Source organism: Flavobacterium sp. HJJ, from assembly GCF_015351475.1.
In the GTDB taxonomy this organism is placed as follows: domain Bacteria; phylum Bacteroidota; class Bacteroidia; order Flavobacteriales; family Flavobacteriaceae; genus Flavobacterium; species Flavobacterium marginilacus.
Map to the genome: position 1 here is coordinate 140,330 of NZ_JADKPR010000009.1, position 17,143 is coordinate 157,472.

The following is a 17,143-nucleotide window of genomic DNA, read 5'->3' on the forward strand; positions in this document are numbered from 1 at the left end:
CGTTAGAAACCACTGTTAAGCTGCATTTTTTTCAACATTTTTTCTATCTAAAAGAAAAAACAATAAAGTCCAAATATAAAAACTTTAATCTTTAAAATCAAAATTTCATTTTTTTACAATATTTGAGATCTAAAAAAAATATTTTCCTTTTTAAATCCAAAAAAAGTCAAATACATATTTAAAACCAACATTAAAATAAAATATAATTTATTTTTGAATTTAAAAAAGCAGTATTAAATAACATACAAATTGTAATTAATCATATAAAAAACATTATTTTCTCTTAAATATCTTTAGATACTGAAACAGCTGTAAAAACTTTAATAGAAAACAATAATCTTTTAGAAACGCAATGCCAATTTTGAAGTTCAGCTGGCTAATTGCAATGCAATTAAATTACAAAAATTAAATACTTTTTTGTAAGTGCTTTCATTTTATTAAAACACTATTTTTTACTTCCTTTACAGAGCGGCCAGCGGAAGCTCCTGTACGGGAAAGTAAAAAAAGGGTTCTAATGGAGAGCTACAGCGGATAGCAGGATAAGGCACATTACTATTATTCATTTTAGAGATAATCCAAAACATGAGCGCTAATCCAAATTTATTGGCAATTAATTTAATAAATTTAGCTAAAAAAACTACTTTTGATTTCTTTATAAAAAGATTAAAATGATTTTGAAGAAATCTCTGTTATTTCCAACTATATATCTCCTGTTTTTTACTGTCTTTGGTTTTGCCCAAAAAAGAGAGATGCATCCTAAAAATGAATTTCGAGCTGTCTGGATTGCTACCGTTGTCAATATTGACTGGCCAAAAAGCAGCGGCGATTCGGTAGAAAAGCAAAAAGCTGATTTTATCCAGATTTTAGACACGTATCAAAAACTTAACTATAATGCAGTCGTTGTACAGATACGTTCAGTAGGCGATGCTTTATATCCTACCATATTAGCACCTTGGTCCCGTTATTTAACTGGATCTGAAGGAAAAGCCCCAGCCGGAAATTTTGATCCTCTCCAATGGATGATCGAAGAAAGCCACCAACGCGGTTTTGAATTTCACGCTTGGATGAATCCGTACCGCGCTACAATGGATTTAAAAACCGAAAACTTAAGTATTGATCATGATTATAATAAACATCGCGATTGGATGATTGAGTATGGCGGTAAATATTACTACGATCCTGCGCTGCCAGAAGTTCAAAAACATTTAACTGCAATCGTGGAAGAAGTGGTAATTAAATATGATATTGACGCTGTACACTTTGATGATTATTTCTATCCATACAAAATAAAAGGGCTTGATTTTAATGATACAGCATCGTACCAAAAATATGGCAACGGTCTTTCTCTGGAAGACTTTAGACGTTCGAATGTAACCGCTTTTGTCAAAAATATTTCTTTTGGTATTAAAAAACTAAAACCGTGGGTGCAGTTTGGTATCAGCCCGTTTGGTGTCTGGCGCAATAAATCGGCTGATCCAAAAGGTTCCGATACACAATCAGGACAAACCAATTATGATGATTTATTTGCTGATCCTGTGGACTGGATGAATAACAACTGGATCGATTATATTATTCCGCAATTGTATTGGAGTATTGACCACAAGACAGCTTCGTATGCCAAATTAATGAAATGGTGGTCTGAGAATGTACCTGTCAATACTGCCTTATACATTGGAAACAGTTCTTATAAAATCAGATCAGATTCAGATAAACACTGGAATAACATGTACGAAATTACGAATCAGATTGACCTTACCCGAAACTATCCAAATGTGCAGGGAAATGGTTTTTTTAGTGCCAAATGGTTTATCAATAAAAATCAGGATGTGGTAAAATATCTCAAAGAGAACCAATACAAATATCCTGCCCTGCCGCTGCCTGTTCCCAACTTTAAAAAAACACTTACCGAAACTTTGCTGATTAATTCAATCTCCAAGGATTCTGACAATTATTATATTACTTTTAAAAAACCGAATCTTCCAGCACAAGTACGCTACATTGTTGTATATGGCGCTAAAAATTCGTCCAAAATAAAAACCAATGATGCCACTCAAATCATAGAAAAAATTGCTGTTACCGAAGAAAATAACGAATTCAGCATTGAAGTCCCTGCTTACAAAATGATTGGTAAAGCTGCTTTTGCATTTACTTACATCGATTATTATGCCAACGAAAGTCCTGAAACTGGGGTTGATCTTGAAACTGAAACGCAAATGAAATAAAGTTTGTTTAAAGTTGATTAAATATGATTTAACTACAAAAAAATTAAACTTTAAACAATTTTAAACTTTAAACAATTAAACCTTAAACAATTAAACCTTAAACAAAACAATTAAAAACCTCCCTAAATAATGAAAGACAACAAGCCTTGGTATTGGATTCCGCTATTGAATTTTGCTTCGGGATTTCCGTATGTGATTATAATTTCCGTTTCGGTATTGATGTACAAAAATTTAGGAATAAGCAATGAAGACATCGGGCTTTATACCAGCTTATTGTATTTGCCTTGGGTTATAAAACCTTTATGGAGTCCATTTATAGATCTGCACGGAACTAAGCGAAAATGGTTTCTAGCGATGCAGTTATTTATTTCAATTGCCTTTCTAATTGTAGGTTTTATTATTCCAACCAGCCATTTTTTCATCTTGAGCTTAGCTGTTTTTTGGGTCGCTGCTTTTGCTTCGGCTTCTAATGACGTGGCGAGTGATGGATTTTATCTGCTTGCTTTGGAAAAAGAGCAGCAGTCTTTCTTTTTGGGAATCCGAAGTACTTTTTACAGAGCGTCGATGCTCACTGGAAATGGATTAGTTATTCTATTGGCTGGCTATCTGGAAGATCAATTTGGTGATAATAAGCAAGCGTGGTCCTATACAATGATTTTTGTTGGATTGGTAATGTGTTTTTTAACGATTTACAACTATTTTGCTACTCCAAAAACGGAGCTGCCTATTGCGGAAGGAAAAGAGGAAGAAAAAAACTTCGCCACTGTTTTTGCCAGTTTTTTCAAGAAGAAACAAATCGGAATAGTCCTTGCTTTCATTCTTTTGTTCCGTTTAGGAGAATCGCAGCTGCTGAAAATGCTTACTCCTTTTCTAGTAGATAAAACTGCTATTGGCGGCATGGGTTTAAGAACCGAAGATGTCGGAATCATTTATGGCACTTTTGGGCTTATTGCACTTACTATTGGCGGTATTTTTGGCGGTATTGCGATTTCCAGACATGGATTGACTAAATGGCTATTGCCTATGATACTGATTATGCATCTGCCCATTATTGGATTTGTAATGCTGGCCCATTTTCAGCCAGATGAGCTCATCTATGTACATTTGAATTTAAAATATTTTGCAATAGATTCATCGCTTAATGCCTATACTTGTGCTGTAGTAATCATTGAGCAATTCGGGTATGGTTTTGGGTTTTCTGGTTTTATGATGTACTTAATTTATGTAGCTGAGGGAGAATCTAAAACATCTCACTATGCTATTGCAACTGGATTTATGGCATTGGGAATGATGCTTCCCGGCATGCTAAGCGGTTATATCCAGCAATATTTGGGCTATGGCAACTTTTTTATCTGGGTATTATTAGCCACTATTCCAGGTATAATCCTATCTCGATTTTTAGTTTTTCCAAAAGATTATGGAAAGAAAACAGAAGCTTAATATGCAGACAATGACACTAGAACAAAAAATAGGACAATTCTTTTTTCCTGCCGTTTTTATCAACGACACTGAAGAAAATATTCAGGAAATGGAGCGTTTAATAAAAGAATACAACATTGGCGGACTGACATTTTTTCACAGCCGGGCCAGTGCTGCTACCAATTATGAGTCTAAGAAAAAAGTAGAATTTAACGACGATAGCTTTCAGCGTTTGAAAGACCTGATTGTTCGTTACCAAAAATGCGCATCTACTCCCCTACTAATGAGCATCGATGCCGAATGGGGCTTAGCCATGCGTGTCGAAAAAACACCGCAATATCCTTATGCCATTACTCTTGGCGCACTGCCTGAAAGAAAAAAAGATCTGGTATATGAAGTAGGAAAACAAATTGGACTAGACTTAAAATCGGCGGGGATTCATTATAATCTGGCTCCTTTGGCAGATATTAACAATAACCCTCATAATCCTGTAATCGGGTATCGCTCTTTTGGTTCCAACAAAGAAAAAGTGGCTCAGTACGCATTAGAATATCTCCGCGGTATGTCTGACGTGGGCATTTTGGGATGTTTAAAACACTTTCCCGGACATGGAAATACGAGTGTCGATTCACATTTGGGACTGCCAGTTCTAGAAGAAAATTTAGGACAGCTACTCGAAAATGAATTAGTCCCTTTCATAAAAGGAATAGAAAATCAGGTCGATTCTATTATGATAGGCCATTTGGCTGTTCCCGCATTGAATGATGGAAAAGAAACATCGGCTACATTATCAAAAAACATTATCGAGTCTCTTTTACGCGAGCGTTTGGGATATGATGGTCTAGTTATTTCAGATGCTTTGAACATGCACAGCGTTTCTAAATTGTATGATGTAAAAGGCCAGCTGGAATGGGAAGCTTTTAACGCTGGAAATGATGTGCTCTGCTTTGCCGAAAACGTAGCCGAAGGCATTCAGGAGATTCTAAAAAATGCTTCACCTGAACGTATTGATGCTAGTTTGGACCGTATCATGAAATGCAAACAAAAAGCAGGTCTTTTTGACACAGATTCAGCCGCAGTCCAGAATTTTGATTTTGAGATCAGCTCACAATTGAATCGTAAAATTGCTGACTACTGCATTACCGAAATCAAAGATAAAAATAGTTCTATACTTCTTTTTGATGCCAAAAACAGAGAGCGTCTTGCTAAATTAAGCATTTATAAATCGATTAATAATTCTTTCTTTAAAACTTTGGCAACGGTTTTACCAGCTCCTGAATATGCTGTTGAAAACGCAGCCGATTTAATAGAAACAACTATAAAAAAAGATCTGGCTTCATTTGACACCATACTCATTTCATTATTTATCCCAAAAGCAAAACCGCTTAATAAATTTGATTTAGAAGATACTGTTTTGGCATTTTTAAGTGAATTATTTGAAACCAAAAAATGTGTGCTTTATGTTTTTGGAAATCCATATGCTTTACAAGTGATTCCAAATTTGGAAAAAACTATTGGAATTGTAGAGATGTATCAGGATTTTAATGAATTTCAAATAAGTGCAGCCGAACAATTATTGGAAGATAAAAAAGGAAAAGGAATCTTACCAGTTTCGATTACAGGCGTTTAAAACATGCAATAATCAAGAGTTATTGCTTTATAAATATTTATAATAAAAACTTATTCATTATCACTGAGTGTCAGCCTTATATTTGCACCAATAAAAATTTAAATAACTAAAATTAATAAATATGTCATTAGTAGGTAAAAAATTCCCAAGTATTGCAGTAGATGCTATCTCAGAAATGGGTGATAATTTAAAAATCAACATCTTCGAAGAAGCTGTAAAAAACAACAAAAAAGTACTTTTGTTTTGGTACCCAAAAGATTTCACTTTTGTATGTCCAACAGAATTACACGCTTTCCAGGCTGCTTTACCGGAATTTGAAAAAAGAAACACAATTGTAATCGGAGCTTCTTGCGATACAAACGAAGTTCACTTTGCTTGGTTAAACACACCAAAAAACAATGGAGGAATCGAAGGTGTAACGTATCCAATTCTTGCAGATACTAACAGAAACTTAGCTAACATTTTAGGAATTCTTGATATCGAATCTACAAGCTACAGTGAAGATACTGATTCAGTAATCATTGAAGGCTCAAACGTAACTTACAGAGCTACTTACCTAATCGATGAAACTGGAAAAATCTTCCACGAAAGCGTAAACGATATGCCATTAGGACGTAACGTAAACGAATATTTAAGAATGGTTGACGCTTACACGCACATACAGACCAAAGGTGAAGTTTGCCCTGCAAACTGGGAAGCTGGTAAAGAAGCGATGAATGCTGACAGAAAAAGTACTGCAGAATATTTAAGTCTAAACTAATTTTTTTTAAGTTTCTGAGTCGCTAAGTTTCCAAGTCGCTAAGATTTAAAAACATAAGCAAAAATTCTGAGTTTTTGATTTTCCAAGTCACTAAGACATGAATAATCAAAAACTTAGAAGCTCAGAAACTTAGTAACTTAGAAACTCAAAAAACATGTTAATCGAATTAAACGAAGATACATTAGGAACCGTAGTAGCTCAGAATGAGAAAGTGGTAGTTCAATTTTCGGCTTCATGGTGCGGTAACTGCAGAATCATGAAACCAAAATTCAAAAAACTAGCTTCAGAAAACGAAAGTATTTCATTTGTTTTGGTTGATGCTGAAAATTTTCCTGAATCAAGAAAACTGGCTAACGTTAGCAACCTGCCTACATTTGCCACTTTTGTAAACGGAAAATTAGTAAACGAAACCCAAACCAATAAGCAGGAAGTTTTGATCGAATTGGTTAATGAGATAGTTTAACCGTTAAGTCGGTCAATCGTTGATTCGTTTAATGTACTAATAAATCATTGACAAAAGAATAAACGAATTAACGCATAAACGATTAAACAAATAAACAACAAAACATGAAGCTACCCGTAATAAAACACTTAACCCAATTCATCGAAGAAAACGATCAGGATTACCTCATCGAAACCATCGAAGTACTGGAAGCCATGACTGAAATCCCTTCATTGAAAGACGAGGAATTAGATGTTATAGGCGAATTAATTTCGAATATGTACGGCGCCCTAGAAGTTCACAAAATGATACAGCAGGGAACTGACAAAAAAGAAGCCCTTAATGCGTTTATGAAACGGGTTTTAGGGTCTATCGACAAATAAAAAGATCATCCGCATTTCAAAAAACACGTTCTTTTACCGAACGTGTTTTTTTTATTCAGTACTAAAAGGAAATGGCTCCATTTATTCTATATAACACTGGCAAGCCTGAGCCTTCCTGAAAACACTTCAATTGAAAATAATATTGGTTTTGTAAAGTAAAAACAATTATAACTCTGCAGCTCTATGCAATTCCCTATTTTTGCAATGATGAAGCAACTAGCTTCTTAACAATCAACTAATGAATAATATATTTTCTAACAGCGGTCAAATAGGTATTGCAAACACTTTTTTGGAACTTGTTAATACCGATTTTAAGGGAGAAATGAATGCCCTGTGCTGGTTTAGAGAACTGGAAGGCGATTTTAAAGAGATTGCAGAAAAACTGCAGCTAAAAGAAAATATAACTGCGGTTTCTTCTGAAGATTTACTGGCACTTCAACTATCCGATCAGGGAAATAAAGCAAGGGAAATTATTTTAAATGATTTACAGTTATTAACCGATTTCGGAGCTTCTCCTTCTCTTAATTTACTTAAATGCTACGAACGGGATCATGAATTTGATTTTATCTCTACTGATGTGTATTCGTTCCATGTTGACCGGTCACCCATCGCAACGGATACATTTTTGTGTACCTATCACGGAGTGGCAAGCGATATTATTTCGAATGACCAGGCAGAACAAAAAATTCTGATTCCTGAAATTCGGAAAAAGCTGAAAGAACTGCACGATGAATCATCCGAGGATTTTGAAAGCTTTCTGGAAGAAAATTATTTTGATCTGCACTATCAGGCGAAACCCAATGCATCACCTGTTAATTTAGGATTAAGACATCTTTGGCGTCTAGCGGTAGATCATCCCGAACAGCAGGTCGCAGCCTGTATTCATAGAGCCCCCGTAGAGAATGAAGGAGAAAACCGTCTGCTGCTGATTTGCTAAAACAGTATATATTATTCTTTCAATGAGTAATCTGACTAGAGAATTCTTTTATTGTATATGGATTTTATTTTAGGATCTCCATTTTAAATCTGTAAAATGCTATTTGGATTGTTTTTATTTGCACTAGAAAATATTTTTAAAAATAAGCAGTAACAGCTGAAAATACTTTATATTAGTTATTCCTAATAAAAATTCAATTTCAAATATACTATGCTTCGTCAGCTTTTACTTTTATTGTCAGTGTTTTTTTTTATTAGCTGTAATCAAAAAACAGCAGAAAAACAGCAGTTCAAACATACAAATGAATTAATAAATGAATCAAGTCCCTATCTTTTACAGCATGCCCACAATCCTGTAAACTGGACGGCCTGGAATACCAAAAGCCTGGCAAAAGCCAAATCTGAGAACAAACTGATTATCATCTCTGTCGGCTACTCTGCCTGTCATTGGTGCCACGTCATGGAAAAAGAAAGTTTTGAAAATGATTCGGTAGCCAAATTGATGAATGATAATTTCATCAGCATAAAAGTGGACAGAGAAGAGCGTCCGGATATAGACCAAATATACATGAATGCGGTACAGCTGATGACTGGTAAAGGCGGATGGCCATTAAACTGCATCGCACTTCCTGACGGACGTCCTATTTTTGGAGGCACTTATTTTACCAAACAGGAATGGACAAAAATGCTGACCGACATTGCTGCTTTATACAAAAATAATCCTCAAAAAGTAATATCCTATGCAGACAAATTAATCGAAGGAATTAAAAAATCAGATCTGATTCAATTGAATACTAATGCAATTGATTTTAAAGCTTCGAATGTAAATACAGCTGTAAAAAACTGGAAAGAAGTACTGGATTTTCAATATGGGGGTTTAGTAAGTGATTCTAAATTTCCGATGCCAAAAGCACTGCCCTTTTTATTGCGTTACAGTGTTCAAAACAATGATAAGCAATTGCAAAAATATCTTAATACAACATTAACAAATATGGCAAACGGGGGGATTAACGACCCTATCGGCGGAGGTTTTTACAGATACACAGTAGATTCAAAATGGCATATTCCTCATTTTGAAAAAATGCTTTATGATAATGCACAGCTCGTTAGCTTATACTCGGATGCATATCTTGTGACCAAAAATGAATTGTATAAAAAGAAGGCTGATGAAACCCTTACTTTTGTAGAACGGGAACTGATGGCTTCCAATGGAGCATTTTACTCTTCAATCGATGCTGACAGCAGAAACAAATCAGGCAAATTAGAAGAAGGTGCCTACTACACTTGGGAAAAAGCGGAACTTCAGAAAATATTGAAATCCGATTTTACGCTTTTTCAAAAGTATTACAATATCAATGCCACCGGATTATGGGAAAACAATAAATACATCTTATTTAAAACCCAATCAGATATTGATTTTGCAAAAGAAAACAATATATCAATAATCGAACTTAATACTAAACTCAAAAACTGGAAACAGACTCTTTTACAGCAAAGGGAAAAAAGATCTCGTCCGCATCTTGATGACAAAACCCTAACGTCTTGGAATGCTTTAATGATAAAAGGATATACTAATGCATACCGCAGTTTTAAAAACCCGCATTATAAAGAAATAGCAATAAAAAATGCTTCGTTCCTATTCAATAATCAAATCCAAAAAGACGGCAGTTTATACCATAGCTATAAAGACGGAAAAAGCAGTATCAATGGTTTTTCAGAAGACTATGCAAATGTTATTGATGCATTTATTGCTGTTTATCAAATCACTTTAGACGAAAAATGGCTGACAAAAGCCAAAGAACTTACTGATTATTCATTACGCCATTTTCTCGATAAAAAAACCAGTATGCTTTATTTTACTTCCAACAGCTCTAAAAATCTGATTGCACGAAAAATGGAAGTAAGAGATGATGTCATTCCGGCATCCAACTCGGTTTTTGCACAAAATCTATTTCTTCTGGGACATTATTATTCTAATGCTTTGTATTCTAAAACAGCCAGACAAATGCTTCATAATGTAGCTGATGATGCTGTAAAATCTCCAACAGAATACTACAACTGGCTGAACTTAATGATAAATTACACCGGAAATTATTTTGAAGTTGCCGTATCAGGAAAAGAAGCATTGTCAAAAATTAACACCTTACAAACGTACTATCTGCCAAATATTCTGATTGCCGGATCAGCCAAAGAAAGCAGTTTACCCATCATGGAAGACCGATTTATGCCAAATGAAACCTACATCTATATTTGTGTAGAAGGAGCCTGCAAACTCCCAGAAACTGATGTTATAAAAGCAGTTTCAAAACTGCAGTATTAAAAATTCAAGCTCAATCCTAGCCTTCTCCAAAGACTGTCGTGTGGACAAATAGCTATGCGTTAAATTATAACACAGATTGAACAGATGACACGGATTCTTTATGCGTAAAAAATTAGTACTAAAAAAATAGTCAGCTTTGAATATACGAATCCTATCTGTTTAAATTCGTTCAATCTGTGTTCTATTTTTTAGATGTGTTTCCAGATAGCGGCTACAAAGGAAGACGTAAAATTGGATTATTTTATATTTCTAAATAACAGTAAAAGCAAAGCCCAGCAGAAAAAATAACTGCCAGGCTTACACTTCCCCTTTTTTTAAAGTAAAGACAACTATTTTATATCATTTACATATATAAAACAGCCCAAACTACTGATTCTTTTCCTCCAATACTTCTTTATTAATTAATGGCTGATTTTTATAGATTTTAATTTAATTTAAGTTTTATTATATCTTTAGGGATTAGGCACCGTCAATTTATTGGCTGAAATCTCGCCGCTAGGAATTGGCCAGATATAATTGCTGCTTGATACCAAAACCAATGGAGCTGTACCAATAGACCCTTTTTTGGCCGGCAAAGTTTGTAGTCTTCTCTGCAAATCCATTAGTCTGAAACCTTCGCCTAAAAGTTCAATATCTCTTTCTTTCCATATCGAAGCCAGCAATGCATCTTTGGTGCCAACCTCAGCATTTGAAAATACATAACTCGGATTAGATCTATTTCTAACCGCTTTCAATAAAGCTGTCGCAGCAGCTAAATCATTCTTATTGGCAGCAGCTTCGGCGTAATTCAATAAAATTTCGGCATATCGAATCACCGGCACATAGTCACGAAACGGAGCAGTTGTAATACTGAATTTTTTCAGCACTTTTTGATTTGCTGAATTGATACCAATCAAACCCGAACGAGCATCGTCACTTGAATTCAAGGCCGGATCACTTGAAATGCCAGCTGCTGTCAAAAATATAATTGGCTGTGCCAGATAGTTAAATGCCAATGCATACTGAGAAGCAGGAGTTTCGGTTGTGGTATTCGCAAAAGGGATACTGAAAACAGCTTCTGTTCCCGTATAACTTCCTCCAAAAATTACAGCGAAATTAGCTTCGAGTTTATGCGTTAAATTTCCAGCCTTATATTGAAAAGGAGCTGTTGCGGATACTATTTTCTGAGACTCCACAAGCACTTTATCATAATTGGCCTGCACCAGATACACTCTGATTTTCAATGCTATTGCCGTACTTTTTTTGGCTCTGGAAACATTTAACAGCGGAGTTGTATATTCAATAGGAAGATCAATTTCGGCCTCATCCAAATCTTTTAGAATCTGGGTATAAATAACATCAATAGAACTGCGCGCCAAATCATTGTTCCCTGATGTGGTAATAGGCGTCAGACGCAATGGTAAACCCAATCCGTTTTTGTCCAAATTATATGGTTTGGCATACGTCTGAATCAGACTAAAGTAAGAGAAAGCGCGGATGAATTTAGCTTCGGCTATGTAGTTTTTTGCCAATACTTCTGAAACTACTGTTGTGCCGTTCAGCTTGCTAATTAAAATATTAGAAGCATTTATAGCGGTATAACAAACTGACCAAACATTGTTTACAAAATCATTTGTCGAAGCCACATTTTGATTCCACACAGCTGATCCTGTTGCTGCATTACCGTCATTCTGCCCAAACTGATCGGCTCTCTGTTCATTAAAAATAATGAATCTTCCTCCGTAATAATTTTGATTCTGTAACTGTTTGTACAAATTATTGGTCTGTGCCAAAATTTTGCCAGGTGTACTATATGCTGCTTCTTCTGGGATGCTTGTCTCAGGAACGGTGTCCAATATATCATCATTGCAGGCTGTCATCGCCACAAGAAAGAACAAACTGATTAGAATATATTTTTTCATTTTGTATACTTTTAAAATTAAAACCCAACATTTAAACCAACTGTATAAACCTGTGCATTGGGCGGCACGTTTTGATCTTTCCCAGAATTGATAGAATTCCCGTTGATGGAAACCTCTGGATCCGAACCTCTATATTTGGTAAACGTATACAGGTTATTTCCCTGCAGATAAACATAGACCGAAGTAAAAGCATTTTTCAAGAAAGTCTCTTTAACAGGTACATTGTAACCCAAAGAAACATTTTTGAATTTCAGATAAGAGCCATCTTCCACTTTGGAAGTACTCGAAAATGAAAATCCAGCCGAAACATTGTCCCCATAATACAATTTCTGAATATCGGTAATCTGACCGGGTGTTGTCCATCTGTTTTTGATAAAAGTTCCGTTGTTAAAATAACGCTGATCCGAAATTGTTGCTCTAGTCCCATTGTAGAGCTGATTTCCTTCTGAAAAAGTCAAATTAACTCCCAAAACAAAATTCTTATAATTGAATGTATTATTGAATCCGCCAAAAACCTTAGGCAGTGACGAACCCTGCATTCTTCCATCTTTGTAATTGTCTATCGCAGGAGCTGCTGATCCATCAAGATAAGTCCATTTTGGAGAACCAATATGATTGTATTGAACTTCCTTTCCTTCACTGTTTACAAAAATCATCTGACCGTTAGCAGGATTTACACCATGAGAAGGAACAGCGAAAATAGAACCTACTGAGTACCCTACCCTTGTCATGTTTTGCACTCCAAATACGCTGGGAACAAAAACATCATTTACCAAAGAAGTTACCTCGTTTTTGAGTGTCGAAAGATTTAAATTTAAGTTCCAACCAAAATCTTTTGAACTGACAACAAGAGCATTTACACCCAACTCATAACCAGTATTGTACATTCCCCCAACATTTTCATTGATGTAATTGTTTGGAATTCCAGCCGAAAGAGACTGCGGTGCTTTAAGAATTAAATCTTTTATGGTGTTTTTGTAATAATCCATTTCGACTGAAATACGATTATTTAAAAGTATAAAATTGATTCCTAAATCAAATTTTGAACTGGTTTCCCATTTTAAATTGGGATTAGCAGTTTGTGAATATCCCAAGGTAGGAGTCCCCGCATAAGTAGAAGAATCATAAGTTCCTATTGATGGATAATTGCCTATTTCGCTGTTTCCAACAATACCGTAACTCGTTCTGATTTTGAATTTATCAATGTATTTAGTAATACCGGAATTTTTATAGAAAGACTCTTCAAAAACATTCCAGCTCAAAGCTCCTCCTCCAAAATCACCATATTTATTTCCCTCAGATAAAGCGGAAAGTCCATCGATTCTATAATTCAGACTCAAAAAATATTTGTTCTTGTAATTGTAGTTTAGGTTGGTAAAATAAGACAATAAGGCATTTTCCATTAATACATTCCCTATTGGAGATATATTGGCATAACTCCCTTGATAATTGGTATAATAAGGGTCAGTTATATTACTTTGCGAAGCTCCCCAGCTATCCACCGTCGTTTTGATGCGCTCATAACCCAAAAGCATTACAAAATTGTGGTTCTCTTTTAAAGAAGCTTTATAAGTAAGTGTATTTACCCAATCGGTTCTTAGAAGATCGGTTTCTATGTTTGTTGCTACACCATTATAGGCATACCCGCCGCCGTGGGTTGGGTTTAAAAATAATTTGTTCTCAACGCCAATATTGTTCAATCCAAAACTAGTTCTGAAAGTCAAATTTTTCAAAATATCAAACTCACCGTAGATATTTCCTAAAATGGATTTACTCACTGAAGTTGTTAAATCAAGAACCTGTACCATTGCAAGATTGTAGGCATTGATAGTTCCAATAATGGATGGAATATTGTTTCCGTAACCCACACTTATTCCGTTTTGAATGCTATAAGAACCATCTGGTTTGTAAACAGGAACATTAGGAGGCAAAACATAGGTCATTCTTCCCAAAGGTTCATTGGTAATATATTCTGTATTGTAAGTAGAAGCCGACATAGTGTTCCCAGCAACGGCTCCAGTATTTGGACCTACATTTTTGGCGTTACTATAAGAAAAATTAACACCAGCGCGAATGTATTTATTAATTTCATGACCAATGTTTAATCGTGCCATATAGTTTTGAAACGTATTGTTTTTTATAAAACTATTTTGATTGCTGTAGTCTGCCGAAAAATAATACTGTGTTGATTCATTTGCTCCTGAGATATTTATATTATGATTACTCGATAAACCCGGTTCATAGGCAACATCATACCAGCTTGTGTCTACTGTACTTCCATCCGGATTTTTTGACAGGAAAAAACCTGGCGCTTTTCCTGCATTGACCAAAGCTTCATTTTTTATGGCGGTATAATCTTCTGCATTCAATAATTCGGGCAAATTATAAGGCGTGCTTCTGCTGTACCAGCTATTATAATTAAATCTTGTTGCTCCTTTTTTACCTTTTTTGGTAGTAATCACCATAACACCATTAGTAGCTCTGGAACCGTAAATTGCTGCTGCCGAAGCATCTTTCAAAACATCTATAGACTGTATGTCATTTGGATTAATCGCTGACAATGGATTATTCCCAATAAATCCTCCTAAAGAACCGGAAAAAACGGCTACTCCATCAACAACAATTAAAGGAAAAAGACCTGAAGTAATAGTGTTTAAACCGCGGACACGGATAACAGGCGTATTATTGAGTACAGCCGAAGACTGAATAACATCTATTCCTGTTCCTTGTCCTCCCAATAATTGATCGAAACTGGCGGCAGGTCTATTTTGCAGTTGTTTTGCTGAAACTGTTGATACTGAACCCGAAAACTCCGATTTTCTTTGGGTCAAATACCCGCTTGAAATAAGGACTTCATCTAATTGACTGGAGTCATTAATCAATTTTATTGTTAATAAATCAAAAGACTGAACCACAATTTTCTGTGTTTTATATCCGATATAACTCAATTTTAATGTAATTGGTAATTTTGGATTTTGAATAACGAATTCACCATTTTCATTGGCGGTAACTTCTTCAGCATCCGACTTAACCGTCACTCCGCCCAATGGCAAATTGGTTTTGGCATCTACTATTATCCCTTTCAAATTTTGCTGCTGCGCATACGACTGTGCAGTAAGCAAAAAGAGAAAACAGAACAGTAATTTTATATATTTTTCTGGTAACATATTGTATATTTTGATTAAAAATTAAAATCTGATTTGGGGATTAATTGTAATTATCATTTTATTATATCGGTAATATACTTTGTTGAAATGTTTTCATTTGCTGCAGAATTTTTTATTCTTTTTTTAAAATTCATTTCTGCATAATAATCTTCATTATATTTTCCCGCAATAACGAGCGCTCCCGCAACCAAAACAATGTTTTTGATAATGTATTGGCCAACCAAAGTCGGTTCATAAGGGAAACCGTCAAAACAGCTGGATTTTAAAATAAAAAAAGGAAAAAGGGTTGCAGACATATGCACTAATAAAAAAATTATTGTCAGCGGAATCATTCTTTTTATCAATAACCCAAATCCAATCAGGACTTCACATATTCCAAGAATCGGAATAAAAATTTCTGGTCTGAACCAAAAAACGGTTTTCTCTACTAAGTCACCTGCCGGGCTCAATCCGAAGATTTTCAAAGCACCAAACCAGATATAGACAATCGCAAGAGCAATACGCATCAAGTTAATACTGTGTTTTTCCATTTTTTTACTTAATAAAAAATAGAAAGAATTAAAAATAGTTTTCATCTGTTTCAAAATTTTTAATAGTAACTATTTAGGCATCATTACGGTCATTTTTTTACCCAATTTAAATCTATAGGAATATCCTAGATTTATAGAATAATCTGCGAAAGCGGCATCTCCCTGTACATGAACATACTTGGCAGGATTAGTGATTACAGAATTCTGCAGATCCTGGCTGGCAATATCTGCAGCACTCTGAATGCGGTTTTTTACGATATTATAAGGAATGAATAAACTCAAAGTGTGCTTCCCTATGTGATATGAAAAACCATACTCTACTGCTATAACATATCCCGGACGGCGATAAGCGACCTGACCTCCAAAAGCATCATATGCAGGAATACCTTCGATTCTTCCTGCCAGCGAAACATTAAAATTTTCTTTTTTATCAATTGCAGCAGATAATCCTGCTCTTGCAAAATACTGGTCGGGACAGGCATAAATTTCATATCCTTCTAAACCAGCTTTTGGTGCTGATTTAAATGTGCCGTTTGATTCCTTTGGATTGAATAAATAATATCCATTTGCAAATCCGTAAAGACGTCCTGTTAATTGTCTGAATACCTGAACCTCAGACGAAATTCCAACTCCGCCATCACCAGGCTGAATAGCCTGATCCATTATCACACTTTTTGTTGTTCCGTCAGCTTGTGGTGCTTCATCCATTTCCTCATGACTTCCTGTATTTAATTTCAATCCCAGTCCTAACATTACATTTCCCTTATGAGCCGTTTTTGGATCAAAAAACCAGTAATTTAGACTAAGCCTTGCATCTGCAAAACCCTGGGCATAAACGCTGTACCTTATAGTATCTTTTACAGGGCTTGTTTGTCTCAGCACCTGAGAGCGCTCATTGTGTACATAAGGCAAAGTGGCATTTATCTGGATTCTATTGCTTATTCCATAAGAAAAATTAAAATCTACAGCATGTGAATAAATGTTTACGGCATTGCCCTGCTCTACTCCATTTGCATCATGTCCGCCGCCTGTCGTCTGACGCTCCAATTGTTCTTCTTTACCTATAAAATGCCTCCAGGAATGAAAATAACGGTAATTTGTTCCTACTTGAAATTCGCCTTTGTCTAAATTATAAGAACTGGCAGAATTCATATAAAGCCCGCCCATCTGCCGGACTGCCACACAGCCCTGAGCAGTAATTATTTCTGTTTGAAAAGCAGTTAAAATGAATATTATAAAAATGAATGCGGTATAAAATGAATCAATTTTTTTCATGATTTGTTTTATTTTGAACGAGCATAAATATTGATATATCTATTTTAGTTATAGAAAGTCATTACAATAAAAAAGCTCAAAATATTTGTATTGATTACTGCCAAACAGAATTGCAAATCAGTTTTTTATAAATTCTGATTCGTCCCATAAGACATAAA

General features: G+C 35.2%; 12 protein-coding genes. 8 read left to right on the plus strand and 4 right to left on the minus strand.

The features are described 5' to 3' along the window. Window positions 1–668: 668 nt before the first annotated feature. The 8 genes from IRZ80_RS09445 (at window position 669) to IRZ80_RS09480 (ending at window position 10,112) form a co-directional block, all read left to right on the plus strand. A complete protein-coding gene (locus IRZ80_RS09445) occupies window positions 669–2,222 on the plus strand; it encodes a glycoside hydrolase family 10 protein (protein ID WP_194641314.1) in 1,554 nt (517 codons plus the stop codon). Between the two features lie 129 nt (window positions 2,223–2,351). Next, a complete protein-coding gene (locus tag IRZ80_RS09450) occupies window positions 2,352–3,662 on the plus strand; it encodes an MFS transporter (RefSeq protein WP_194641315.1) in 1,311 nt (436 codons plus the stop codon). Further along, the gene (locus IRZ80_RS09455) at window positions 3,640–5,271 is read left to right on the plus strand and encodes a glycoside hydrolase family 3 protein (protein WP_228520855.1); all 1,632 of its coding nucleotides are present in this window, start codon (window positions 3,640–3,642) and stop codon (window positions 5,269–5,271) included. The genes IRZ80_RS09450 and IRZ80_RS09455 overlap by 23 nt, the downstream gene beginning before the upstream one ends. Before the next feature lie 121 nt (window positions 5,272–5,392). Continuing rightward, complete coding sequence (locus IRZ80_RS09460) at window positions 5,393–6,031, plus strand: peroxiredoxin (RefSeq protein ID WP_194641316.1); 639 nt, start codon at window positions 5,393–5,395, stop codon at window positions 6,029–6,031. Window positions 6,032–6,185: 154 nt separating this feature from the next. Next, window positions 6,186–6,494, plus strand: a complete 309-nt coding sequence (locus tag IRZ80_RS09465; RefSeq protein ID WP_194641317.1) for a thioredoxin family protein — start codon at window positions 6,186–6,188, stop codon at window positions 6,492–6,494. A gap of 104 nt (window positions 6,495–6,598) precedes the next feature. After that, window positions 6,599–6,856: a DUF6952 family protein gene (locus tag IRZ80_RS09470; protein ID WP_194641318.1), complete on the plus strand. Its 258-nt coding sequence runs from the start codon at window positions 6,599–6,601 to the stop codon at window positions 6,854–6,856. A 238-nt stretch (window positions 6,857–7,094) separates the two neighbouring features. Then, the gene (locus IRZ80_RS09475) at window positions 7,095–7,793 is read left to right on the plus strand and encodes a DUF1826 domain-containing protein (RefSeq protein ID WP_194641319.1); all 699 of its coding nucleotides are present in this window, start codon (window positions 7,095–7,097) and stop codon (window positions 7,791–7,793) included. 240 nt (window positions 7,794–8,033) lie between these two features. Beyond that, window positions 8,034–10,112 (plus strand): thioredoxin domain-containing protein, encoded by a 2,079-nt coding sequence (locus IRZ80_RS09480; RefSeq protein WP_317174751.1) that lies wholly within the window; start codon window positions 8,034–8,036, stop codon window positions 10,110–10,112. A gap of 452 nt (window positions 10,113–10,564) precedes the next feature. On the opposite strand, the gene IRZ80_RS09485 is transcribed toward IRZ80_RS09480, so the two are convergent. From IRZ80_RS09485 to IRZ80_RS09500, 4 genes are all read right to left on the minus strand, one after another. Then, window positions 10,565–12,013, minus strand: coding sequence for a RagB/SusD family nutrient uptake outer membrane protein (locus IRZ80_RS09485; protein WP_194641321.1), 1,449 nt, complete (start codon window positions 12,011–12,013; stop codon window positions 10,565–10,567). Between the two features lie 17 nt (window positions 12,014–12,030). Next, window positions 12,031–15,180 (minus strand): SusC/RagA family TonB-linked outer membrane protein, encoded by a 3,150-nt coding sequence (locus tag IRZ80_RS09490; RefSeq protein ID WP_194641322.1) that lies wholly within the window; start codon window positions 15,178–15,180, stop codon window positions 12,031–12,033. A gap of 53 nt (window positions 15,181–15,233) precedes the next feature. After that, window positions 15,234–15,710 (minus strand): hypothetical protein, encoded by a 477-nt coding sequence (locus tag IRZ80_RS09495; protein ID WP_228520856.1) that lies wholly within the window; start codon window positions 15,708–15,710, stop codon window positions 15,234–15,236. A gap of 69 nt (window positions 15,711–15,779) precedes the next feature. Beyond that, window positions 15,780–16,985, minus strand: coding sequence for a hypothetical protein (locus tag IRZ80_RS09500; RefSeq protein WP_194641324.1), 1,206 nt, complete (start codon window positions 16,983–16,985; stop codon window positions 15,780–15,782). Between the last annotated feature and the right edge of the window lie 158 nt (window positions 16,986–17,143).